This is a genomic window from Fundidesulfovibrio agrisoli, from assembly GCF_022808715.1.
GTDB classification, from domain to species: Bacteria; Desulfobacterota; Desulfovibrionia; order Desulfovibrionales; family Desulfovibrionaceae; genus Fundidesulfovibrio; species Fundidesulfovibrio agrisoli.
The window spans coordinates 1-21,945 of sequence record NZ_JAKZKX010000002.1; the positions used below are offsets into that span (position 1 = coordinate 1).

General features: G+C 64.6%; 19 protein-coding genes, 1 other RNA gene and 1 pseudogene. 4 read left to right on the forward strand and 17 right to left on the reverse strand.

The genetic code is table 11. From position 1 onward, the window contains the following. The 12 genes and pseudogenes from MLE27_RS18245 to MLE27_RS01495 all read right to left on the reverse strand — a co-directional run. A pseudogene (locus MLE27_RS18245) lies at nt 1–157 on the reverse strand (transposase); the annotation flags it as partial. After that, nucleotides 91–639, reverse strand: coding sequence for a Mor transcription activator family protein (locus tag MLE27_RS01445; RefSeq protein WP_243310081.1), 549 nt, complete (start codon nt 637–639; stop codon nt 91–93). The gene MLE27_RS01445 and the pseudogene MLE27_RS18245, both read right to left, overlap by 67 nt. Further along, complete coding sequence (locus MLE27_RS01450) at nt 636–1,049, reverse strand: gp16 family protein (RefSeq protein ID WP_243310082.1); 414 nt, start codon at nt 1,047–1,049, stop codon at nt 636–638. The genes MLE27_RS01445 and MLE27_RS01450 overlap by 4 nt, the downstream gene beginning before the upstream one ends. Nucleotides 1,050–1,072: 23 nt before the next feature. Beyond that, nucleotides 1,073–1,137, reverse strand: an RNA gene (locus MLE27_RS01455) — hammerhead ribozyme type II. Nucleotides 1,138–1,139: 2 nt separating this feature from the next. Next, on the reverse strand, nt 1,140–1,757 hold the full coding sequence (locus MLE27_RS01460) for a DUF3164 family protein (RefSeq protein ID WP_243310083.1): 618 nt from the start codon (nt 1,755–1,757) through the stop codon (nt 1,140–1,142). Continuing rightward, nucleotides 1,758–1,916: a hypothetical protein gene (locus tag MLE27_RS01465; RefSeq protein WP_243310084.1), complete on the reverse strand. Its 159-nt coding sequence runs from the start codon at nt 1,914–1,916 to the stop codon at nt 1,758–1,760. It abuts the gene before it with no gap. A gap of 309 nt (nt 1,917–2,225) precedes the next feature. Then, entirely contained in the window at nt 2,226–2,795 is a 570-nt protein-coding gene (locus tag MLE27_RS01470; RefSeq protein ID WP_243310085.1) for a winged helix-turn-helix domain-containing protein, read from the reverse strand. Continuing rightward, on the reverse strand, nt 2,796–3,539 hold the full coding sequence (locus MLE27_RS01475) for an AAA family ATPase (protein ID WP_243310086.1): 744 nt from the start codon (nt 3,537–3,539) through the stop codon (nt 2,796–2,798). Between the two features lie 11 nt (nt 3,540–3,550). Continuing rightward, the gene (locus tag MLE27_RS01480; RefSeq protein ID WP_243310087.1) at nt 3,551–4,948 is read right to left on the reverse strand and encodes a Mu transposase C-terminal domain-containing protein; all 1,398 of its coding nucleotides are present in this window, start codon (nt 4,946–4,948) and stop codon (nt 3,551–3,553) included. Between the two features lie 105 nt (nt 4,949–5,053). Continuing rightward, nucleotides 5,054–5,662, reverse strand: a complete 609-nt coding sequence (locus MLE27_RS01485) for a DNA-binding protein (RefSeq protein WP_243310088.1) — start codon at nt 5,660–5,662, stop codon at nt 5,054–5,056. Continuing rightward, nucleotides 5,662–5,898, reverse strand: a complete 237-nt coding sequence (locus MLE27_RS01490) for a hypothetical protein (RefSeq protein WP_243310089.1) — start codon at nt 5,896–5,898, stop codon at nt 5,662–5,664. The genes MLE27_RS01485 and MLE27_RS01490 overlap by 1 nt, the downstream gene beginning before the upstream one ends. Continuing rightward, complete coding sequence (locus MLE27_RS01495) at nt 5,895–6,335, reverse strand: hypothetical protein (protein WP_243310090.1); 441 nt, start codon at nt 6,333–6,335, stop codon at nt 5,895–5,897. The genes MLE27_RS01490 and MLE27_RS01495 overlap by 4 nt, the downstream gene beginning before the upstream one ends. Nucleotides 6,336–6,544: 209 nt before the next feature. Between MLE27_RS01495 and MLE27_RS01500 the strand changes: the two genes are divergently transcribed. Beyond that, nucleotides 6,545–7,375 carry a LexA family transcriptional regulator gene (locus MLE27_RS01500; protein ID WP_341482488.1) on the forward strand — a complete coding sequence of 277 codons (831 nt, stop codon included), beginning with the start codon at nt 6,545–6,547 and terminating at the stop codon, nt 7,373–7,375. 435 nt (nt 7,376–7,810) lie between these two features. Here MLE27_RS01500 and MLE27_RS01505 read toward each other — a convergent pair whose 3' ends face one another. The 4 genes from MLE27_RS01505 to MLE27_RS01520 all read right to left on the reverse strand — a co-directional run bounded on the left by MLE27_RS01505 (nt 7,811) and on the right by MLE27_RS01520 (nt 13,879). Continuing rightward, nucleotides 7,811–9,031, reverse strand: coding sequence for a methyltransferase domain-containing protein (locus tag MLE27_RS01505; RefSeq protein ID WP_243310091.1), 1,221 nt, complete (start codon nt 9,029–9,031; stop codon nt 7,811–7,813). Nucleotides 9,032–9,131: 100 nt separating this feature from the next. After that, nucleotides 9,132–10,556, reverse strand: coding sequence for a ferredoxin reductase family protein (locus tag MLE27_RS01510; RefSeq protein ID WP_243310092.1), 1,425 nt, complete (start codon nt 10,554–10,556; stop codon nt 9,132–9,134). Nucleotides 10,557–10,570: 14 nt separating this feature from the next. After that, a complete protein-coding gene (locus MLE27_RS01515; protein WP_243310093.1) occupies nt 10,571–13,297 on the reverse strand; it encodes a cation-transporting P-type ATPase in 2,727 nt (908 codons plus the stop codon). Nucleotides 13,298–13,375: 78 nt separating this feature from the next. Continuing rightward, nucleotides 13,376–13,879 (reverse strand): DUF2062 domain-containing protein, encoded by a 504-nt coding sequence (locus MLE27_RS01520; protein WP_243310094.1) that lies wholly within the window; start codon nt 13,877–13,879, stop codon nt 13,376–13,378. A gap of 1,147 nt (nt 13,880–15,026) precedes the next feature. Between MLE27_RS01520 and MLE27_RS01525 the strand changes: the two genes are divergently transcribed. Beyond that, nucleotides 15,027–17,552 (forward strand): fibronectin type III domain-containing protein, encoded by a 2,526-nt coding sequence (locus tag MLE27_RS01525; RefSeq protein ID WP_243310095.1) that lies wholly within the window; start codon nt 15,027–15,029, stop codon nt 17,550–17,552. Nucleotides 17,553–17,756: 204 nt separating this feature from the next. Here MLE27_RS01525 and MLE27_RS18105 read toward each other — a convergent pair whose 3' ends face one another. Then, entirely contained in the window at nt 17,757–18,674 is a 918-nt protein-coding gene (locus tag MLE27_RS18105) for a nitrous oxide reductase accessory protein NosL (RefSeq protein WP_341482494.1), read from the reverse strand. An 80-nt stretch (nt 18,675–18,754) separates the two neighbouring features. On the opposite strand from MLE27_RS18105, the gene MLE27_RS01535 reads away from it, so the two are divergent. Then, nucleotides 18,755–19,522: a substrate-binding periplasmic protein gene (locus tag MLE27_RS01535; RefSeq protein ID WP_243310097.1), complete on the forward strand. Its 768-nt coding sequence runs from the start codon at nt 18,755–18,757 to the stop codon at nt 19,520–19,522. Between the two features lie 289 nt (nt 19,523–19,811). Beyond that, on the forward strand, nt 19,812–21,575 hold the full coding sequence (locus tag MLE27_RS01540) for a sigma 54-interacting transcriptional regulator (protein ID WP_243310099.1): 1,764 nt from the start codon (nt 19,812–19,814) through the stop codon (nt 21,573–21,575). The last annotated feature ends 370 nt before the right edge of the window (nt 21,576–21,945 follow it).

The window sequence follows — 21,945 nt, forward strand, 5'->3', positions numbered from 1 at the left end:
GGCCGGGCGGAATCGATGGGCGGCCCTTGTCGGAATAGAAGGGGTTGCACAGCTTCTCGGCGAAGACGTCGAAGCCGGACTTACGTAGGATCAGCTGGAGACGGTCGTAAAAGGCGTGTCCGCGTGACCTGGGAATTTCATCCCAGGCCAAATACATCTTCCCTTGCTGGTCGCCCTGACGGCCAAGACCCATCGCTTCACCTCCGCCCGCTCGATGGCCGGATTCTCGGTCACTTGGCAGTGTTTTTTCAACACGCAGTTAAGTATGTACCATACGCTTCTGTCCGTTAGCCTATACCGCCTCGCCAGCTCGTTGACAACCTCCGCGCTGGAGCGCCCGGCGTTCGTCTCCCTCACGTAGGTGGCGTTGATGTCCGCGTCGCGCATCACCTGCAATTCCTTGGCGCAGCGTGGCACGTAGAGGTTGGTGCCGCCGAAGCGTTCCACCAGGGCCTGCCCCGCCGTCTCACCCACCACGTCCGCGAGTACCTTGTAGCGCAGCTCGCCGATGCTGGTCTTACGCATCGGGATGGGGAACGTAGTGCCGCCCAGCCGGTTGACCAGCTCGGAGGTGGCCTCCCTGCCGATAAGCTCCAGCAGCTCCAGCACGACGCCCGGGAGGGTTGTTTGCGTGCTCATGCCACCCTACCGTGACGCTGGGCATCGCGCACCAGCGCGGCGATCACGCCTTTCAGCTGCTTGGGAGTGCAGAATTCCAGCGCGTCCACCTTGTGCATCCTGCGCGCGATGCCCTCCGCGTACTCCTCGGGGCGGCCCGCCTCGGCCAGCAGCGCCGTGATCTTGCCGCGCAGGGCCGCCGTGCCCCTGGAGGGCGCGGGGCGGGGCTTGCCGCCCTTGGGCTTCTCCTGCCAGCCCTTGCGGCGGAACTCGGCCACCACCCGCACCAGCTCCGGCACGGTGCAGTCCTTGGCGCTTTCGTGGCCGGTTACGCGGTGCAGCAGTTCGCGGTACGTGTCGTCATCCAGGTTCAAGTCCTTGCGTGCTATGTGCACCTTGGCCAGCAGGCTCATTCTCGATTCGGGCCTCATGTGGGCATCCTTCGTTCAGTGTGATTCGGCTGCTCGTCAGGCCGGGGCCGCCACGCCCCGGCGACCGCCCCTCAGGGCGGTTTCGCGGGATCACAGCGCCACCAAGTCCAGGGCGATGGGCACGTACTTGCCGTCGTCGCGGCGCTCGTACACGCGCAGGTAGGTCTTTCTTCCAGCCACGCGCAGGCTGTCCGACACCGCCTGCATGGCCTGGAGCCAGCGCTGGTCGCTGATGTTCAGCCTCCGCAGGCCCAGGACGCGCCCGGTGTTGATCCGGCCCTCCCTGTCCACCTGGAAAGCGTCGCTGATGAGCGTTTTGAGCTCGTCGCGGCTGCCTTCGGTCCACTCGGTGATGCACTCGTCGATCAACGCCTTGGCCGCCTGGAGGCGCTCGTCGAACACCAGCGTCTCGCTCACCTGGCGCTGCACCTTGTAGCGGCCATCGTAGGTGACGAGCGTCACGTTGCCTTTATCTCCGCCTACCTTGGCCCCGTACTGCTCGGCGGAGAGCTGGCAGAAGGCAGCCACATCGGCCATGGCGTCACCCAGGAAGGCAGCCATGGATGCTTGCAGGGCCTGCGCTTTGCTCACGATATCGAGCACGAGGTCATGCCTCGCCATGTCCACTTCCTTGACCATGCGCAGGGGGATCAAGCGCCCCTGGGCGTCCTGCATGAATCCTTCGGGGATGTCGGGGTTGGTGGTCATCTACAATTCCTCCTTGATGGTGCCCGCACGCTCCAGGCGCTTGGCCTCTTCGTCCAGGCGGTTGAAACAGCTCTCAATCTCCCTGCGGCACACGGCGGGAGCGGCCAGGATCAGGGCCACCAGCGCCAGCTGGACGGCGCGAAGCCGGAGCATGGTCATGCGGACCTCCGTTCGGTTTGGGGTTTGTGTGGGCAGTCCTGGCAGGCCCGCCAAAGGCGCAGGGCCACAGGGCTGGACGTGGGCATGACGCCCGAGTTTTCGGCGCACTCCCCGGCGCTCACCGGGCGGCCCAGGTGCGGGCACTCAGTGCGCCCGAGCACCTCCAGCACGCGAGCGGCCAGCTTGTCCGTCTTGCCGGGGTACTTGCCGCCCAGGGCCAGGCTGATGGCCGGGCGGGAGTATCCCAGGCGGCGGGCAGCGGCGGAGCCGGAGGTTGCCTAGGCTTCCTCCCGCAGCAGATGGAGCCAGTCACGCGGCATGGCTGGCCTCCTTCCGGCGGGGGATGACGTAGGTCTTCCCGGTGTTGTGATCGCGCAGCACGCGGGTCTTCTTGTTCCAGGCCGGGGCCTGCTCGCCCGCGAGGTCGCGCTTGAGCCGCCAGCGGCGCTTGCCGTCGCTGCCCTGGCGCATGGGGGTCAGGTAGCCCGCCTCCTCCAGCGCCAGCAGGTAGGTGGCTAGGTTTCGTTCCGCATCAACCTCGGAGCCGTCGCAAAGCAGTCCCAGCAGGTCATCCAGGCCGGAGCCCTCCATGATCTGCATGGTGCGCCAGGCCCTGGCCCGCAGATTGTTGCCCTTGCGGGCCGTTGCGGCCCCGTCGCAAGGGCCGCTGGTGATCTGCCGCCCGGAAGCCAAAGCGGCCCGGCCCGCCTCGGTGAGCTGGTGGTTGCCCTCGGTGCTGGTCAGCAGCCCGCGCTGGCGTAGGCGGCGCAGGCATTCGTTGGCGCTGCGGGATGACGTGCCCAAGGTTGCGGCGATCTGACGGGTCAGGCGCGGCCCGTCCGCCAGGGCCGTCAGAATGGTGAGACCGTTCCAGGCCATCTAACGCCCCCGCGCCTGCCGCACGGCCTTGGGGGTGCGGGTCTGCCAGTCGTAGGAGAGGGCCGCGCCGTCCAGGTCGGCCACGTCCAGGGAGTCCTGGCCGTTGATGGCCGCGATGCGCTCCACGGCGGCGATCACATTGAGCACTTCGCGCATCCTGCCGCCGGAGATGCGGTGCACCTCAGCCATCAGCGCGGGCGACATGGCCACCTCGGAGAGTTGCCCGCAGGCGTGCTCCACGTCGGGCAGGGTGGAGGCCCCGAACTCCACCACCTGGGCGATGCGGCTGGCGATCTGCTTGTGCCGGGCGATGGACTGCTGGATGCGCTCCATGCCGATCAACACGACGGTCACCTCGGCCCGGTCGGAGAGGTCGCGCACCTTCTCCAGGGCGGCGGCCCCGTTGTGGAGGGTGAATTCGGCCTCGTCGATCACGATGGGGGTCTGAGCTTCCACCACGCGCTCCAGCAGGCGGGAGAACAGCTGCTGCGCCGTGCCCGTGGGGTCCACCCTGAGCACCTTGGCCAGCTCCACCAGGAAGTATTTCGGGGTCCAGTCCACGTTGGCGCGCAGGAACACGGCCCTGGACTCGGCCGCCCAATGCCCCACGATGTGGCTCTTGCCGTAGCCCGGCGCGCCGTGCACGAGCATCATGCCCGCCTCGGCCGCGCCGCGCTGCTCCACGGCCTGGATGCCCGTCGTGAAACGGCTATAATTTTCGGTCTTTACGAACTGCTTGCGCATCTCACTCTCCTTTAGTTGTGAACGGCCGGGGCATATCCAGGCCATGCAATGCGCCTGGACTCGAAGTAGGGGTGCAAGTCCGCGTAATCGTCGCTCCCGACGTAGCGCTCCACCCAGGCGTGGTCCGCGTCCGTCCACCTGTCGCGATGCTGCATCAGCCAGCTGTAGCGGTCCTGCATTGCGGTGAAGACGGGGCGCTTTTCCTGCTGCGCTTCCGCCTTGGCGGTCGCGGGCATGTCCAGCACCACGGCCTGGGGCAGTTCAGAGGCAACGGGCGTGGGCTGGGTGATGGAGTCAGCCAGGATGGTGTAGGTGGGCGGATGCTCGGGCAGCTGCAGGGTCGCGCCGGGGGCCACGCGCTCCACCTTCTCCAGCAGGCGGGCAATCCTGCCCTTGGCGCGGCGCTCGCGGGCCGCTTCGATCTGCGGCATGGGGAAGTAGTCCATGGCGTTGCCGTCAAGTTCGGCGGTACAAATCTTCTCCCCGCTAGTGGTCCAGCAGTAGACGCGGGAGGCATCCCACACGTCGTAGCGCACCTCCACGTAATCGCCGTGGAAGTCGTCCAGCTCCTGCGAGAAGTAGGTGCCGTTGAACAGCTGCACCATGCCGTTGCGCACCTTGCGGGGCGTACCCGGCATGAACAGCTCGCCCCGGAGGTACTCCGGCACCGCGACGGGCGTGAAGCCGCGTTCCAGGAAGCCGCGCCAAAGTTCGTCCGGGGTCATGTGGCGGCGCTTGCCGCTGGCGGCGTCCTCAATGCTGGGCAGCGCCCGGTGCGGCGTGGCGTTGTATTCGTCCACACGGGCCAGGATCGTGTTCTTGAACTCTTCAAATGTGGGCAGCAGGCGGGACTTGCCGAAGGCTTTCAGCTCCGCGCGGGTGATCTTGAACACCTTCTTGCCCGCGTCGCCGTCCATGTCGGCGTGCGTGCAGCTGGTCAGGCGCTTGGCCGCAGCCACGCAGATGCTCTGTACCGCGCGCTCCATCAGGCCCTTGCCCTGGGGGCGTCCGGGGATGGAGTTGCGCATTTCGATGTCCAGCCGGGCGAACATGCCGCTGGCCACGCTGGAAATCAGCGCGATTTTGTAGCCCGAGCCGTTGTCACAGTAGAACATGCACGGGATGCCGCCCCACAGGCAGGCCACCCGGATGGCGTCCAGCACCGTGATGGCGCTTTCCGCCTCGCCGATGGCCAGGCCCACGCAGCGGCGCGTGGCCACGTCGATGACCAGGGTGACTTCTGGCTTCCAAGGCTGGCCGTGCAGGGGGTGCTGGATTTCGGCGTCGAAGGTGGTGCCGTCGGCGGTGTACACGTCCGTGGGCCACAGCTCGTCGGTGCGGCGCAGCTTGTAGGGCCGCAGGTGCAGCAGCGCGTTGCCCGTGACGCGCCCGGCTTCGCGCACAGGCATGGCCATCTTTTCCAGCCAGCGGCGCACCGCGAAAATTGAAGGCAGCTTGCCCGCGTATTCCTGCTCGAAGCGGCGGTAGGCGTCGGCAACGGTGGGTTTCTGGGGCTACTGCCAGATGGCCAGGAAGCCCGGAGCCCAGGCGGGCACGTGCATGTCGCGCCCCTTGTGCTGGGGAGCCAGCCCCCGTTCGCCGTCGGCGGTGAACTTGGAGCACCACTCGTACAGGCGGCGGCGGGAGAGCCCCACCGGGCGGCTGGAGCCGTCGCCGTAGCGGTCATTTGCAACCGGGATCAGTTCGGCCAGCCTCGGGGCCAGGGTGCCTTCCGACGCGGCCTTGAGCAGGTTGCGGATGGCCCCTTCCTTGCCCACCACGGCGGAGGTGCGCTCGATCTCGCGCACAAAGGCCAGGCGGGCCAGAGCCGTTTCGCGCTGGTGTTCGGTCAACGTGGCCAAGGGCGAAGCCGGGGCGGCTGGAGCGGGGGCGGAAACGGCGGGCACGGCTGCCGGGGGCGCGTCCTGGCGCATCATGGCCGCCGCAATTGCCTCGCGGGTGGCCACGGGCATGGAGGCCACAAGCCACTCCTTGCCGCCGCCCCGGCCCTGGCGCGGGCGGGACTCCCAGCTCTCGCGCTTGGCGCGAGCATCAACCGCCTGACGGCTCACGCCAAGCACATCGGCCAGCTCAGACGCCGTATATGCGTCTTTGGCGACCATTAGGCGGCGTCCTTGCTCTTCAAGTCTTCCGGCAGGTCCAGAAACCTGGCCGGGCATCCGAGGTCGCGCAGGTATGCGAGTATCTTGCGGTTGTTGCGAATGCCGCGCACGGTTTCGCTCATGAGGTAGTTGCTTGCGCCCACCGCCCGTCCCACATCGGCCATGGTCAGGCCCTTGTCGGAAAGGAATTCGCGGATGCGCCAAGCCTGGCGGTTCTTTCCTGCACGCACTCTCATTTCAATCCCTCCAGAATTTCATCCTCAAGCCGCCGCTTCGCCTTGGCTTTCGCCTTGCTCTCAATGCAGGCCCGGCCGTAATCGCGCAGGCGGCGATCCTCAGGCGTCATTACTTCGAGGCCAAGAGGACGTAGCATCGCCCGTAACGGTTCCGAGTCCTTTGTCGCCATGCAGAGCGCTAGCACCGCCAGAATGGATGGCGGATGGTCGCGGTCTGATGGGGACAGCCATTTGTCCAGGGTGTCTTTGCTGATGAGCCTGCTGTTTCCAGCCGTGAGGCGGATGTTGGCGGCGCTGGCGATGTCGTTGATGCTGTCGACGAACAGCTTACGACCCTCTTCGGTTCCACCCACCGCGCGGTTCATCGCGGCCCGGATGGCAGCGAGCGTTCCAGCGAGGGAATTCGTGTCGTCTTCAAAGAGGTTCAGTTGCCGCATGATCCACTGTCGCTAAAGTTCTGCGTCCAAACGGAGGTCGCCCGTGGACGTTGACCTGGGGCTAACAGGCGGTTAGACATAACCAACAATGCCAAGTTGTTTACAGCCAACGGCCTCTTTTTATAGCCGGTGGCTATTGTCGTCAAGCCCTAAACATGATTGCAGGTTATTTTCCCTGTCCTGCGCCAATAGCTACAGGCTAAACACCCGTGGACACGAAGAAAACGCCCGACACTGCCGCCGATACCGACGTTGCTCCTTTGGGCGCGAGTTATCCTGCTGAACATGCAAGCAATGATGGTTGGTTTGAGCGTCTGAAGCTTGCGTGTAATGCGACTACAGACACGGCCTTGGGCATAGCCCTGGGCATTACTCAAGCGTCTGTAGCCAAAGCAAAAAAGAAGGGGCGGGTACCGTCGGACTGGATTATAGCCATTAGCTATAAGTACGGTGTTTCAGCTGACTGGCTGCTTTACGGAACGGGGCCTATGGTTGACCCGAATAGGGGAAGCCAAGAACCGGCTCGCGCCGGGGCGATGCGTGCGGGGGAGCCCCTCCAGAAAGTTGTTCCGATAAAGACTGCTTCAAAAGATGACGGATGCACCATTGAGCATGAGAATGGAGACATTCTCATGGTTCCGATGGTGGAAGCCAGGCTGTCTGCTGGTACGGGGAGTTTTGAAACCGGTGACCATGCGGAGCGATATTACGCGTTCCGACTCGACTTCTTGATCCGCAAGGGCGTCCCTTCGCAAATGGTCCTGATGCGTGTTGCCGGGGACAGCATGGAGCCGGACATTAAAGACGGCGACGTGGTGTTGATCGACCAGAATCAGAAGACGCCAATCCCAGGCAAGCTCTACGCCGTGGGAGTGGAAGATATGGTGTATATCAAGGAAGTTAACGCCGAGCCCGGCAAGCTGGTGCTCAGCAGCTACAACAAGGCATATCCGGCGTTAGAAGTGGACGCCAGGGGCGACCTGGTTGACGGCATCCGCATCATCGGGCGCGCTGTCTGGGTTGGCCGTGAACTGAAATAGCCGTTTCCCGCGCATTTTTCGCGCGCTTTCCGCTCATTTCCTTTCAATCAGTGCCAATTATGACCGCTGGCCCCAATTTGCCGTTAATCCTTACGCGGTGCGGCTTCGCGGGGCTTCCTGGTGCTAGCGTCAGAACTAAGCACCAGCTAACCCAGACTCGTTCACATCGAAAGGCGGCCCCCGCTTCCGCTCTCTCTTCTGCGTCCAGCACGTTTTCTCCCCCCCTCCCCCTCCATCTGACCCTTTCCAATGGTCATGGAATGTCCCGCCGCGCCCGACCTACGGGGAGGGGACAGCCCAGGGAGTGCCGATCTCGGCCTGATCCCCGCAGCCCGAAGGGTTTCCGGGTGCGGGGACCAATCCGCCCTTCTTGCCTGCCAAGGAAACAGTTTCCTGCCTTGTGCATGGCTTTCGCGAAAATCCCCATAAGACGGCCTAGGCACCGCCAACACTGGTGCCGGTCACCACGAACATCGGATCGCTTGTCAGCAGTTTGGGGAAGTGAGGGTCCTCGACGGGGCGCCACCAATTGCGCACGGAATGGGTGGTGAGCCCCTTGAAGAGCCCGGAGTCTCCCATGAGCCCGGCAACGAAGCCCATTCGCTCGAACTCGTGCAGTTCCTGCCACAGGGAGACCGCCTTGGTTGGGAAATAGCGGTCTGAGAAACCTATTGCGAGCCTGCCGCCGGGTTTGAGTACCTTGGCGCACTCGGCGAGTACCTGCTCAGGCCGGACCAGGTACTCGATGGACAGACTGATCAGCACCGCGTCGAATGTCCCCACGCCGTAGGGCAGTCGGGGGTCGGCGTTCAGGTCATGGACGGCGTACCCCTCCAGCCGGGGGTTGGCGGCCATCTCCTCGCTGTTGAGGCCCAGGCCTGTGACGCTGGCGGCAAAGCCCGGCGGCAGGTGCGTCGCGCAGCTGGACATGAGGTCGAGCACCCGCGCCCCGGGGCTCACGAGCCTGGCGTGGATGTCCGCCAGATGGGCCGAGGCCTGCGTGTCCACATGGTTGACCAGACGGGGAGATGCGTAAAAGTCCCCATCCGGGGCCTCATCCTTCCGGGCCAAGGCCCCTGGCCCGTCGAACTCCGTGGGGCTGCCGTCGCGGCGGGGGGCCTGCATCCCGGGGCCGTGGTCGCAAACGCGCTCCATGAGGTGGGCCAGCGCGCCTCCGGTGTCGCCCGGTTTTGGCCGGACGTCGGCCACGGCCACGTCCAGGCGCAGGGCGCGCCCGGCCATGGGGTGGTTCAGGTCGATGGTGAGTTCCTCCGCCGATGCGTCCAGGACGCGGGCGGGGAGGACGTTCTGCGGGTACACGCCGGGCAGCCCCTCGAAAAAGCCCTGGGGATAGAAACGCCCGGGCAGGGGCTGTATCTCGTGGCCCGAGGCCGACTGCGGCTTGAAGGATTTACGCGGCAGGGTGCGGACCAGCCGTTCATCCCAATCGGGCGTCACGGAGCCGGGGGCGTAGTCGAAGGAGGCTTTCTCCCCGGCGCAAAGGCCCGTGATGGCCTCCTTGACGCCAGGGGGATAGATGTCGCGCCAGGGGTTGGCGTTGCGCAGGAGGTACCTTTCCTCGTGCAGGGCCTCGGGGCTCCGCCAGGTGACGGTCAGGTCAAGGGTCGCATGGGTGTTTTCGGATACGGGGATCAACCTCTCCTTCTTTGCTCACCCTGAGTTGGGTTCAGAGGTTCGGGGGACAAGCTTTCATCATGTCCAGTAATCCCCCACGACGGCCTGTCAACCGCCCCCCTCATACGAGGTTGAAATCCTCCACCACGATGTCGGCCGGGGACACGCCGTGCGCCAGCAGCTGTGCGCTGAGCGACTCCATCATGGGCGTCGGCCCGCAGAGAAAGAAGAGCCGGCCGGCGTACCCCTCCCCGACGGCGTCCTTGACATGGTCGACGCCGAAGCGCCCCGAGACGCCGCTCTGATGCAGAACGTACTCATACCCGGCGCGCCCGGCAGCCTCCAAGGAACCGAAGGGGCTCGAGGCCGCCTGGTCGAGTATGTCGTCGTCGAAGCTGGCCTCCGCCCGCGTTCTGCAGATGTAGAAGAGGGCCACCTTCGGAGCCTTCCAGTCGCTGGACAGCTCGGGATGCCTGGCCTTGAGCTGAGCGTCCATTTCCCATGAGCGCACGCGCTCCTCCGTGTGCAGGGCCACATGCCACATACCTATGAACGGGGTTATGCCGATCCCGGCCGCGATGAACACGCAGTCCCTGCCACGGGAGAAGAAGGGCTGGCTGAACCTTCCGTATGGCCCGTAAACGTCCGCCCTGTCGCCCGCCTCCAGGCAGGCCAGCGAGCGCGTGTGGTCCCCCGCCTCTTTGATGCCCAGCTTGAAGCGGCCGTCGGGCGAGTAGCCGGAGGCGATGGAGTAGGGGTGCGGCTCGGGACTGACCCCGGGCTTGCGAACCACCAGATAGACGAACTGGCTGGCCTTGAAGTTCATCGGTTCGCCCAGGGGCCTGAGCGTCAGTTCCCGGACCTCGCCCACTGGCTCGACCCGCTCGACCGCATACTCGTGGCGGGGGCCGAACCGGCCGTAAAGCAGTCGGATGTAAACCCACGAGCCGGCGGCCGTCAGGAGCATGGCCCAGAACACGAGGCGCAATGGCGCGTAGCGGGCCACGTCCGCATGGACCAGATACACATGGAGCATTACGGTCAGGAACAAGGGGCCGAGCAGTTCGTGAAGCCGCTTCCAGCGGTCGTAGCGCAAAAACTGCCGCAGGGAGATTCCCACGAGCGCATAGAGAAGGATCATCGCCGCGGAGCCGACGTCCTTTCCGAGCGCGTAGGGGTCGGCGGCCTCCAGCGCCGGCGCGAAGTACGAGAGGAACGCCGCCGCATCGGGGAGCCTGTGCGCGGCGAGGAACAGGGGGTGCAGCGCGAGAACCGGGCACAACATCTTACCGAGGCGCTTGTGGACCTGGTAGACCTTGTCCAGGCCGCCGAAGAGATCCTCAAGGGGCCTGAACCTGGCTGAGAGCACGACGCACCAGCACATGAGCGTCGTGACGGAGAGGGAGGCCGCCTTGGCAACATACTTGTATCCGTCGTCGAACCAGTCGCCGTAAGCCCATTTGCATACCAGCCAAAGCAGCAGAACCGCCGCAACCGAGGCATGGACAGGCCAGATGCGCAGGTGGAACCGCGAGGTCGTGAGCACTGGCGGCCCCCTGCCTAGCCAGCTGCGGCGGAACCCGCGCCGCCGCGCCGCTGCCGGGCGTTCTTGACCCGCTTCTCGAACTCCACGGCCGCGTAGGCGATCAGGCCAACCACGCCCGCCTTCACCCAACTCGCGGCGTCCACGGGGGCCGAATGGAACATGGTGTTCATGATCGGGAGGTAGCTGAACAGCGCCTGCAGCGCCATCATCAGGGCCACTCCGCCCAGCGCCCAGGGGTTTCCCGTGAAGCCGAGGGCGAAGTGGGACTTGCTGAAGGAGCGGCTGTTGAACAGGTAGAAGGCCTCGACGATCACGAAGACGTTGACGGCCACGGTCCTGGCCTGCGCCGCGTCGCCGGTGGTGGCGAGCTCCCACTCGAAGAGCCCGAACGCAGCCAGCAGCAGGATGCTCCCCACCAGGACGATCCGCTGCATCAGCTGCCTGTCGAGGATGGGATGGTCCGCGTTGCGGGGCGGCCTGTCCATGAGCCCCGGCTCCTTCGGCTCGAAGGCCAGGGTCATGCCCAGAAACACTGCCGTGGTCATGTTGATCCACAGGATCTGCACCGGAAGGATCGGCAGCGCCGTCCCCAGCAGGACGGCCACGAGGATGACCAGCCCTTCGCCCAGGTTGGTGGGCAGGGTCCAGACGATGAATTTCAAAAGGTTGTCGTACACCCCCCTGCCTTCCTCCACGGCGGCCTCGATGGTGGCGAAGTTGTCGTCGGTGAGGACGATGTCAGACGCCTCCTTGGCGGCCTCCGTTCCGGCCCGGCCCATGGCCACGCCGATGTCGGCCTGGCGGAGCGCCGGGGCGTCGTTGACCCCGTCGCCGGTCATGGCCACCCGTTCGCCCTGCTTCTGGAGCGCCTTCACCAGCCTGAGCTTCTGGTCGGGGTCGACGCGGGCGAATATGTCCACGGAGCGGGCCTTGGCCTCCAGCTCGGCGTCGGCCAGCCGCGCCATCTGCGCCCCGGTGAGGGTTTCGCACTCGGAGGGGGATTCGCAGGAGCCGCCGCCCAGCCCGAAGGTGACGCCGATGGCCGCGGCGGTCAGGGCATGGTCCCCGGTGATCATCTTCACCTGGACCCCCGCTCTCCTAAAGGAGGCCACGGCCTGCAGCGCCTCGGGCCGCGGCGGGTCGATCATGCCCTGCAGGCCCAGGAACTCGAGCCCGCCGGAAAGGCCCTCGTGCGTCAGCGCCGCGGTGCCGTCGGGCATGGCCTTCCGGGCCATGGCCAACACCCGCATGCCCTGGGCGGCCATGCGCTCCGCCTCGGCCCTGGCGGCCTCGGCGTCCAGGGGCGAGAGGGAGCCGTCCGGGCCGACGCGCGAAGAGGCCTTGTCCAGCACGACCTCCACGGCGCCCTTGACGAAGGCCACCGGGGCGGCCCCTTCCCGGGCATGGAGGGTGGCCATGTACTGGTGCTGCGACTCGAAGGGCAGTGTGTCCAGGCGGGGAAACGCGGCCGAGGCCTCCCCCGCGTCCAGTCCGCCCTTGGCGGCGGAGACGAGCAGCGCCGCCTCGGTGGGGTCGCCGATGACGGAGGCCCCGCCCCCGGCGGACTCCAGGCGCGTGTCGTTGCAGAGAAGGCCCGCCAGGAGCGTCCCGGCCAAGGCCAAGTCGGCGGGGTCGGCGCCCTCCACACCCCCGGCGGCCTCGTACCCCGCCCCGCTGACCCGGTGCGCCGCCCCTGCGGCGAAGACTTCCGTCACGGTCATCTGGTTCCGGGTTAGGGTGCCGGTCTTGTCGGAGCAGATGACCGTCGCGCCGCCCAGGGTCTCCACGGCGGGGAGCTTGCGCACCACCGCCCCCCTGGCCGCCATCCGGGATACGCCGATGGCGAGGATCACGGTCACGGCCGCGGGCAACCCCTCGGGGATGGCCCCCACCGCCAGGGCCACCGACGCCATGAACATCTCGGAGGCCGGTTCGCCCCTGAGCACGCCCGCCAGGAAGGTCAACGCGGCGAGCGACAGGATCGCCCACAGCAGGAAATTGCTGAACGCCTTGATCTTCATCGTCAGGGGGGTGTCCAGGTCGTCGGCTTCCGACACCAGCGTGGAGACCTTCCCGACCTCGGTGCCCCGCCCGATGGCGACGACAAGGCCGGAGGCCTGCCCGTAGGTGACGAGCGTCGTAGCGAAGGCCATGTTGCGCCTGTCCCCTAGCACGGTCTCGGCGGGGAGCACGCCGGGGTCCTTCTCGACCGGGAGCGACTCGCCCGTAAGCGCGGACTCGTCCGCCATGAGGCTCTTGGAGGCGATGAGCCTCAGATCCGCCGGAACCTTGTCGCCGGAGCGCAGGAGGACCACGTCGCCAGGGACGAGTTCCTCGGCGGATATGCGCGTGACAGTCCCCTCCCGCAGCACCATTGCCTCGGTCATCATCGACCTGGCCAGGGCCTCCAGGGCGTCGACCGCCTTCGCCTCCTGGACGTAGCCGACGACCGCGTTGAGGAGCACCACCCCGAGGATGACCAGGGAGTCCACCGGGGTGCCGAGCAGGGCCGTGACGGCTCCGGCGCCGAGCAGGATGTAGACGAGCGGCTGGTGGAACTGGAGCAGGAAGCGTTGCAGGGGCGTCTTGCCTTTTCGCCGCTCCAGCGCGTTGGACCCGAACCTGGCGAGGCGGGCCTGGGCCTCGGAGAGTGTCAAACCCTGATCGGGGGCGGTCTCCAGGATGCCGGACACGTCTGTCGCGGAGAGGTTGTGCCAAGGCTGTCCGTTCACCTGTTCCATGCCGCGTCTCTCCAATGAAGAACCTTCAGGTCCGTTGCGAATCGACGACGATCTTCGCGTGAGCAGAAATGCTGCCGCCTAGGAGGCTTCCAGCCTTCTGATCTTGCGCGCCTGGTAGCGCCTGGAAAAGTTCAGGGCGATGAAATACGAGGCCAGGGCGGCGGGGACGCCCAGCACCACCCCGCCGGTGTTGAGGATGAGGGCGAGCTTCCATCCCGAATCCAATATGAAGTCCCAATCGAGCAGGCCCAAATGGAATGTGGCCGGCGACGCCTCTATGTCGAGTTCCGGGAAGGCCTGCCTGCCGACGAAATAGAACGCCGCGAAGAGAGGGGGCACGGTCACCGGGTTCGACACCCATGCGCCCGCGAAAGCCGCCAGCTTGCTCCCCCCGAACAACCAGCACAGCCCGATGGCCCAGATGGACTGGAACGGGATGATCGGGATGAAACCCACGAAGACGCCAAAGGCAAGCCCCAGCGCGATCTCCTCGGGTGTTTTCCGGATGCGCAACAGAGTCAGCCACTTATGCCGAGCCAGGCGCAGGCACTCGAGCTTCTTGTTGCGTATCAGGTTTGTCATGAAGCCACTGTTACCATATGCTCACCCTTCTGAACAGCCAGAACGGCATCGCATCGCTTCGCTCTGTACCGCCACTCAAAGGGACAGCCCCGCGGCAATCCCAAGCTTCTTCGCCAATGGCCTGCGACGACGCCGGACCTGGTTCGTCAACTCGGTCATGGCGAGATCGTCAGCACCATGCCTGGACATGCCTCCAGTACTGCCGCCTCGGGTGGCAAGGGTATCCGGTCCGATTGGGTGCGGCTCCATCGGCAAATGGGCGAGAGGCGGGTTCGTAGAAGGCCGATTAGAGGAGGCGTTGGATGAGGTTGGGACAAAAAACCTCAGTGGGAATGACCAAGGTGTTCTGAAGTGTGGAGTGACGAGGGTTGCAAGGCTAGATCACGTTGGCGGACAGCGGCCGCATCTCGTCGGGCGTGAACCCCAGGTTCGCAAGGGTCTGGCGCGGGGTTGCGTGGTTGAATCAAGCCATCAAGGTCGGGATGTCCACCCCGAAGGTCACGCGCTGGCGGTATCCCTAAGTTTTCCGAAGGGTGAGTGCGCCGAAGTTGCCTTTGAGCTTGATCGAGCGTCACCGGCCCTTGACCAAGGCGTTGACGGCAATGGGCGTGAGGGCCTGTCCGCCACGCTGGGATTGGATGCAAAATCAAGCCCCTTCTTCTTTTCCATCCGATTCACGGCGCAGGGCCCTGGGCTTCCCACGAACTACATCCTTCTTGTTTTCTTCCGACATGTCCATATTTTCCGTGCATATCCCTGAACACGGCCTGTGGGATTGCGCATCGAAGGATAATATTGACTGCCTGGCTGAACTCTCATTAATATGGACGAACAGATGTCAATATCATCCAGAGGTGGCGCCATGCTTCAACAAGCATACATGACAGCCCTTTTGGTTTTGGCGCTTTCGTTCAATTGCGTCGCCTCTGCTGCGACGATCGCCCCTGATTCCATTACCGGTGAACTCAAGCCGACCATATCTTTCGAATGTTCACCAGCGAAGCTGCTGAAGACGAGCGACTATGCCGGCTCGATTGTACTGTTTTATCAGGGCAGTGGAGCCATAGCATTGGATCTGTCCATCGACCTGCCTGAGTCCGAGATCAATCGGCATGTACCGGACGGAGCTTCCATCGTTCCTGGATCCTTGCAGACTTTCAAGTCTTTCAGGGACAGCTCCACCGGGTGGGCACCGGCCTTCGACAACGTCCATGCCGAATTCCTGTGCCCGCAAGTGGGCGAGGGCCTCCAGAACAGCTACGAGTTTTCCGTCAACGTCCTGCTCCAGTTCAACTGGACCAAGACCGTTGGCGAGGAGACCACTTCGGGACTGATCCAGAAAACAGGAGAATCGACCGCCTACGTATTCGTACTCAAAAACCGGCGCATAACCGTCTCCGCTGCGGATTCCATCTGGGTGACCGTCAACAACGTGATGACGGAAGATACCGGCAACATCATCACGGGTACGGCTGTTCCCGCCGAAGGCATCAGCGTCAGCGTGAAGGACCTGCCGGGATCGGCGCGCGCGAACCCTGAACAACAGAGCACCAACGCCCAGGGCATTGCCGTGTTCGAACTGTTCGTCGACCCGGCCGCATTCGCGGCGGCCACGCCTGCCGCGTCAAAATCGTCCGCGAGCCCCACCGACATCTCCGACGGAACGGTCTCCATCGGACTCACCGTGGAGGTGGACAGCAAGGATACGGTGACCACCACCGCCAAACGCTCCTTCGGCAGAGTTGAAAGCGTCGTCGGAACCGTCTGGATGACCCAGCCCTTCTCCCCCCAACCCCAGTTGGTCTCGCCGGGAATGCCGATCACCCCAGGGGTGCACATTTATGGAGAGCGCCAGGTGAGCCCGTACAACACGGTCTACCCGAGTGTTTCGCTCTCCTTCGGCAACGGCATGGGCACAACGGATTTCGACCTCTGCGACGACAACGGCGGCCAAGTAGTTGTGGAGATAGGCAACGGCAGCGCCTCGATCCTCGGCAAGAAGCCGAGCACCATGGACATCTGGCTCAACCAGCTGCACTACAACGCCTTCTACGAGCCCCGCCGCCTGGTGGGCGCGGTCGTGGACACGGCGGCCGGGGCCATAGCCAAAGGGCTGACCGGCGGATACGGCTTCATCATCGGCACCACGGTGGGGCAGATCGCAAAATACGGGGTCCATACCCTCCGGGACTACTGGGACCAGAGGCCCCTGTCCCCGAACTCCGCCCAATGGGATGCGGCCCAACCCCAGGGCCTGACGCCTGTGGCCGCCGCCCCTCCGCCCAGTGCGAGCCAGGGTTCCCGCCACACCATCGAGCTGCTGGCCAACGGCAGACTCCGCGTGGAGAACAGGGGGCAAACCCTCACCCTCGCGAATACTTCGGGCACCTCCTGGCTGATCCCGGGGGGCACCAGCCGCACCCTGGATCTGATCGGCTCCACCACGCCGGGGTCTGCGGTGACCCTTGCCGCGCCTTCCGGAACGCTCAACGCCGGCCTGACCCTTTCGCCCGCCGACGGGGCGCTGTTGACCACCCGCTGCCCCACCTTGCAAGTCAGCCATCCTATCTCCGGGAATGACATGGTGGACCCCAGCGGCTGCCAGATGTGGGTGAACGGCAGGGATGTGAGCGCGTCGCTCCAGGGGAACTGGAGCGCGCATTCGTACAAGGTCTGGCCGGAAGCACAGTTGAACGAAGGGCTCAACACGTTGGAGGTCCGGGTGGTCACACTCGCCGGGCGCGTACTTTCGGCCCAATCGAAATTCACGGCCACGGGCGCTCCCACCATGCCCACCGGCCTGGAGGCGCTGCCAGGGAAGGCCGCCATCAGCCTGCGCTGGACTCCGAACACAGAGAACGACTTGAGCGCGTACAAAGTGGCCAGGGCGTCCAGCGAAGCCGGCCCATGGATCGAGATCGGGCAAAACCCCGAGCCCCTCTGGGTGGACAGCGAGGTTTCGGGCGGCACCGCCTGCTACCGGGTGGCCGCAAAGAACGGCTCCACCACCGGCACATGGTCCGCTCCCGCCTGCGCCACCAAGCTCGCGAGTTCCACCCCGACGCCGTCGCTACCGGGCGGCGTCTCCGCGACGAACCTCAACGGGCGGCTTGAACTGCGCTTCGCCCGCCCCGGCCCGTCGACCATCGGATTCAGGCTGGGCCGGGGGACGTCCTCTCAAGGGCCGTTCAGCGCCTGCCTGCCCCAGGACCGCATTCTCGGCCGCACGGCCTTCATTGACGAGGCGGCCCAGGCTGGAGTGCCCTACTATTACCAGTTCACCCCCGTGGACCGTGACGGAAACGCCGGGACGCCCAGCGTCCAGGGGCCTTTCACCCTGGCGGCCAGCGCGCCGCCCGCCCCTGAGGCCGTCAGCGCGGTCCTCAGCGGCAACGCGGCCCTCATCCGCTGGAACCCGTCCGGCTTCCTGGGGCTTACCGGGTACCGCATCCACAAATGGACTCCGGAGACCGGCTGGCGGGTGCTCAATCCCTCCAGCGTGGTCACGGGCACCTCGTACAAGGATGCCATGCCACGCCGCAGCGTTCGGCTGTATGCGGTGTCCTCGGTGAATGCCACCGGCGAGGGCGCCCCAAGCCAGCCGGTGGAGGTGAACTCCTACGCGGCCACGGGCACGGTCGCCCTGCCGCTTGTGCTGCTGCTTGCCAACTAGCCGCGACTCTGGACATCTTGCGCCGCAGCGGCGGGATGCGTTGCTGCAGTGCTTACGGGCCGCATCGAGCGTGACTTCTGTTCCGCTCCGTCCGGCAAGCCGGATCCAAGGCCATTCGCCGTGATACGATATCCGGCCATGCCGGATTTCACAGGCGCTCGTCAGGCCGGTTCAGCCGCTATGCCGGGGTCAGCCGGCTCACTGCTAATTGCCGTGCATCATTTTGCGGTGGCTCCGGATCATCAATGTGTCGGCGGCCATGTCCATGAATGAGGCCTGGATCACCGTGTCGAGATCGGCGAGCTTGCCGCCGTGTTTTTTGATGAAGGACTCTGCCGCCGCCTTGTCCCGGAAGGCCCACTTGGCCTGTTTGCTCATGACGCCCATCCGTTCGCCCCCGAGCACCCAGAATGCCGTCTCGGCGTCGATGAGCTCCTTCGTGCCGTAGTCCGCCACCAGCATCCTGACGGGGGCGTTATCCATGCTTACGGCCATCGCCAGAACGGCGCAGTGCAGGGAGCAGGTCCCGTAGGTGGTGCCGTCCGCGTATTCGAGGACCATGCGTGCGTGAGAAAACATGCTCCTGTTCATGTTGCACAGGGGGCATGAGGGGTGAGCCTTGATGTCCGGAGGCGCGGATGCGTCAACCGGGGCGGGGGCGCCCATGTGCCCGTGCATGTCCCCGTGGTTGCCTGCTCCTGGCAGGGCTGGATGTTCCATTTGCGCCCCGGCGGTCACGGTGTGGAGCAGGCAGCAACACAACAGCGAAAAGATGACATGGACTTTATGACGCATTGATACACTCCTGATTGTCATTCGCCGGCATACGCACCGGCTCATCGCTAACGCTGCCGTCGGGCCGATGGCCGGGTAAGGCGGCGCACGTAACGGCATCACCCGATGATACAGGCCCCGACACAAGCTATGATGCGGGCCATCCTCAATCACATACGGAATTGCCATCAGCACCGCAAGCGAGCGGGGCCGTTTCCCTTGCGCCGGCATGGTGTGGCCGCATCCCGGGCATATACCCGATGGCGAGGCAGCCCCATGGGGGATGCGGCATACGGCATTTACGACGGCGCTCACAGCGAGCAGCGTGCCGAACCGCGCGAGGCCCATCTGCCGCCGCGAGGCATTGGCTAACCGGCCTGCTGCGCGGGGTTGCAAAGGTTTCTCATTTATGTTTGATTCATAATCAAATGCAGCTTCTTAACAGAACCAAAGCCATAAGAACCTTTTTCGGTCTCCAGTTCTTCGCGTTGTGCGTGCTCCTTCCTTCGAGCGGCATTCCCCATAGCAAGCTGGACGTCTCGTATATCGAATACCCGCCGTACTATTACAACGACAACGGCAAGCCCAAAGGGGTCCTGCTCGAGAAGGCTGTCAGCGTGCTTCAATGCGCCAGGATCGAGTTCTCGCTCAACGAGCTGCCGTCGAACCGCGCCATCGACGCGGTGAAGCTCGGAACGCAGGCGATGTCCATCGGGTGGTTCAAGACGCAGGAGAGGGAGACATTCGCAAAATTCTCCAGGCCGATATATCAAAACAAGCCGCAGGCCGCGGTATTCAAAAAAGAGCGGGCGGACGACTTCGCGCCGTACGACACGCTGTCCTCCTTGATTGTCAAATCGAAACTGGTGCTTGGCGTTGTCGCGGGCCACTCGGAAGGCAAGGCCGTGGACGACGTCATCAAGAAGAACCCGAAAAACGTCTACCGCGTCGACGCCGAACAGAAGAACATCATCTCCATGCTCGACGCGGGCAGGTTCGACTACATACTCCTGCCTCCCGAGGAGTTCGACAACCTTGTCATCACGCACGAGCTCGATGCGGATGCATACATGCTGAAGTGCCTGGAGGACATCCCGCCAGGCAACATGCGCTACTTGATGTTCTCCAACGATGTAAGCGACAGGACCGTCGAGTCTGTCAACGACTGCATCTACACCATCGAACACATCAAATGATCCCTTGGCGGCCCGGCGGCGTCGCGGGCGTTGGCGCGCCACGCACACGAGCCATAGCGCCCCTGCCCGCCAACACCTCATGCCGATGCAGGCGCAAGCGGCGCGCCGTGCGCCAGCCTCGTCTGGGTCCCCTCTTCCTGCCGCGATCCGCAGCGGCCCCGTACGAACCGCCTGCCGCCCGCTTTACTCGCGCATCGGCTCTGCGTAGGGTGGGCGGCGTCCAATCCGGTACCGGCTTCCCTTGCGTGGAGTATTCCTTCCAGGCGACTGCAACAGTGGGGGCGAGAGCGTGTCCGAACCGCATGTCTGCGATCCTGCGTCGTTCCAGACGATCCTCGATGCCGCGCCCATCGGGCTCATGGTCGTGGACTCCCTCGGGGTGGTCCGCTTCGCCAACGAGCCGGTCGAGGCCTTCCTCGAAGCCCCCAAAGGCGGGCTGACCGGCAAGAACCTCTCCGCCGTGCTGCCGGGCTCGCTGGCCACGCAGGTCCTGGCCACGGGCAAGCCCGTCTACGGCCAGATGCTCGCGCTGGACAACGCGGTGCTCATGGCCAACCATGCGCCGGTCCATGAGTCAGGGCAACTTTCCGGCGTCATCAGCGTCTTCCAGGACACCACCATCCTGGAGAACGCCTCCTGCGAGCTCCACTACGTCAAGGATCACATCAAGGAGCTCAGCGCCATCATCAACTCCTCCTACGACGGCATGTTCATCACGGACGGCGCGGGCAACGTGCTGCTGCTCAACGAGGCCTACCAGCGCATGACCGGCATCGAGGCCGAAGAGGTGCTGGGCAAGAACATGCAACAGCTGGTCGAGGAGAAATACTACGACCAGTCCGTGACGCTGCTGGTCATGGAGACCGGCAGGGCCGCCACCATCAACCAGACCATCAAGGGCAAGCGCAGGCTGCTGGTCACGGGCAGCCCCGTGTTCGACGACGCGGGCAAGCTCGTCCGGGTGGTCACCAACGTGCGAGACATCACCGACCTGTTCAGCCTGCGCGACCAGCTGAACAAGACCAGGGAAAAGACCAAGCAGTACGAATCCGAGATATCCTACCTGCGCTCGCTGCAGATCGAGGCCAGCGACATCGTGTTCCGCAGCCGGGCCATGGCCCAGGCCCTGGTGACCGCCACCAAGGTGGCCTACGTGGATTCCACCGTGCTCATCACCGGCGACTCCGGCACCGGCAAGGAGCTCATCGCCAAGCTGATCCACAAGAAGGGCAAGGGGTCCACGCAGCCCTTCATCGCCATCAACTGCGCCGCCCTGCCGGAGCAACTGCTGGAATCGGAGCTGTTCGGCTACGAGGGCGGCGCCTTCACCGGCGCGCGCAAGGAGGGCAAGCCCGGCCTGTTCGAGCTGGCCAACAACGGCACCCTCTTCCTGGACGAAGTGGGCGACATGCCCGTGCTGCTGCAGGCCAAGCTGCTGCGCGCCATCAACGACAAGCAGATCATGCGCCTGGGCAGCACTAAGCCCATCAACGTCAACGTGCGCATCATCGGCGCCACCCACCGCGACATCCAGAAAATGGTGGAGATGCGCGAGTTCCGGCGCGACCTCTACTACCGGCTCATGGTGGTGCCCATCCACCTGCCGCTTTTGCGCGAACGCCAGGAGGACATACCCCTGCTGGCCATGCACTTCATGGACAAGTTCAACCGCCGCTTCGGCTACCGCAAGACCATCAGCCCCGGAGCGGTGGACGTGCTCGAACTCTACCCCTGGCCGGGCAACGTGCGCGAACTGGAGAGCATGATCGAGCGCCTGATGGTGACCACGGCCGACAACGAGATCACCGTGGAGCATCTGCCGTCGCACATCCGGCGTTCGGTCTACATTCCCAAGCGCGGATCGAGGATGAGCGAGGCCGTGGCCGAAGTGGAGACCTACCTGCTGGAGAAGGCCTTCAACAAGCACGGCACCTGGCAGAAGGCTGCGCAGGAGCTGGGGATAGACAAGGCCACCGCCTACCGCAAGGCGGCTAAATATGGGCTGCTGAAAGAACGCGGCCAGTTCGGGCAAACCCTCTTGTCGCAGAATTGAATTTGTCGCATTTCTGCGAAATCTTTTTATTTCAGTTTATTATGTAATGTATCCAGACTGCTTTTCGCGATCCTGCCACTTTACTCGCATATATCAATTCCTGCTCCACCCGCACCAATCCTCGCTTTTGCGTGTCCGGCATACTTCTGGCTAAAGCCGGGTCACGCGCCGTTTCATCGCGGCTTGTTTCTTTTTCCACGGCGCGTCGCGGGCGCATTGCATCCAATCCGTCGACCCGACGCCCGCCCCGTCGAGGAGTGATTCCGCATCAGTTGCGCCTCAACGCGCTCGCTGAACTGGAAACGCCCTCGCCCAGACCATGCGGGACATTTCAAGCACGCCGCACCGGACCGGAATCCGGCGCGGCACA

What these genes read in the sequence shown, in the direction of transcription:
- MLE27_RS01460 (WP_243310083.1), bottom strand. Translation starts at nt 1,757, where the DNA reads ATGACCACCAACCCCGACATCCCCGAAGGATTCATGCAGGACGCCCAG.
- MLE27_RS01515 (WP_243310093.1), bottom strand. Translation starts at nt 13,297, where the DNA reads ATGGAACAGGTGAACGGACAGCCTTGGCACAACCTCTCCGCGACAGAC.
- MLE27_RS01465 (WP_243310084.1), bottom strand. Translation starts at nt 1,916, where the DNA reads ATGACCATGCTCCGGCTTCGCGCCGTCCAGCTGGCGCTGGTGGCCCTG.
- MLE27_RS01445 (WP_243310081.1), bottom strand. Translation starts at nt 639, where the DNA reads ATGAGCACGCAAACAACCCTCCCGGGCGTCGTGCTGGAGCTGCTGGAG.
- MLE27_RS01480 (WP_243310087.1), bottom strand. Translation starts at nt 4,948, where the DNA reads ATGCCTGTGCGCGAAGCCGGGCGCGTCACGGGCAACGCGCTGCTGCAC.
- MLE27_RS01495 (WP_243310090.1), bottom strand. Translation starts at nt 6,335, where the DNA reads ATGCGGCAACTGAACCTCTTTGAAGACGACACGAATTCCCTCGCTGGA.
- MLE27_RS01475 (WP_243310086.1), bottom strand. Translation starts at nt 3,539, where the DNA reads ATGCGCAAGCAGTTCGTAAAGACCGAAAATTATAGCCGTTTCACGACG.
- MLE27_RS01490 (WP_243310089.1), bottom strand. Translation starts at nt 5,898, where the DNA reads ATGAGAGTGCGTGCAGGAAAGAACCGCCAGGCTTGGCGCATCCGCGAA.
- MLE27_RS01450 (WP_243310082.1), bottom strand. Translation starts at nt 1,049, where the DNA reads ATGAGGCCCGAATCGAGAATGAGCCTGCTGGCCAAGGTGCACATAGCA.
- MLE27_RS01520 (WP_243310094.1), bottom strand. Translation starts at nt 13,879, where the DNA reads ATGACAAACCTGATACGCAACAAGAAGCTCGAGTGCCTGCGCCTGGCT.
- MLE27_RS01485 (WP_243310088.1), bottom strand. Translation starts at nt 5,662, where the DNA reads ATGGTCGCCAAAGACGCATATACGGCGTCTGAGCTGGCCGATGTGCTT.
- MLE27_RS01470 (WP_243310085.1), bottom strand. Translation starts at nt 2,795, where the DNA reads ATGGCCTGGAACGGTCTCACCATTCTGACGGCCCTGGCGGACGGGCCG.
- MLE27_RS18105 (WP_341482494.1), bottom strand. Translation starts at nt 18,674, where the DNA reads ATGGGCCTCGCGCGGTTCGGCACGCTGCTCGCTGTGAGCGCCGTCGTA.
- MLE27_RS01535 (WP_243310097.1), top strand. Translation starts at nt 18,755, where the DNA reads ATGCAGCTTCTTAACAGAACCAAAGCCATAAGAACCTTTTTCGGTCTC.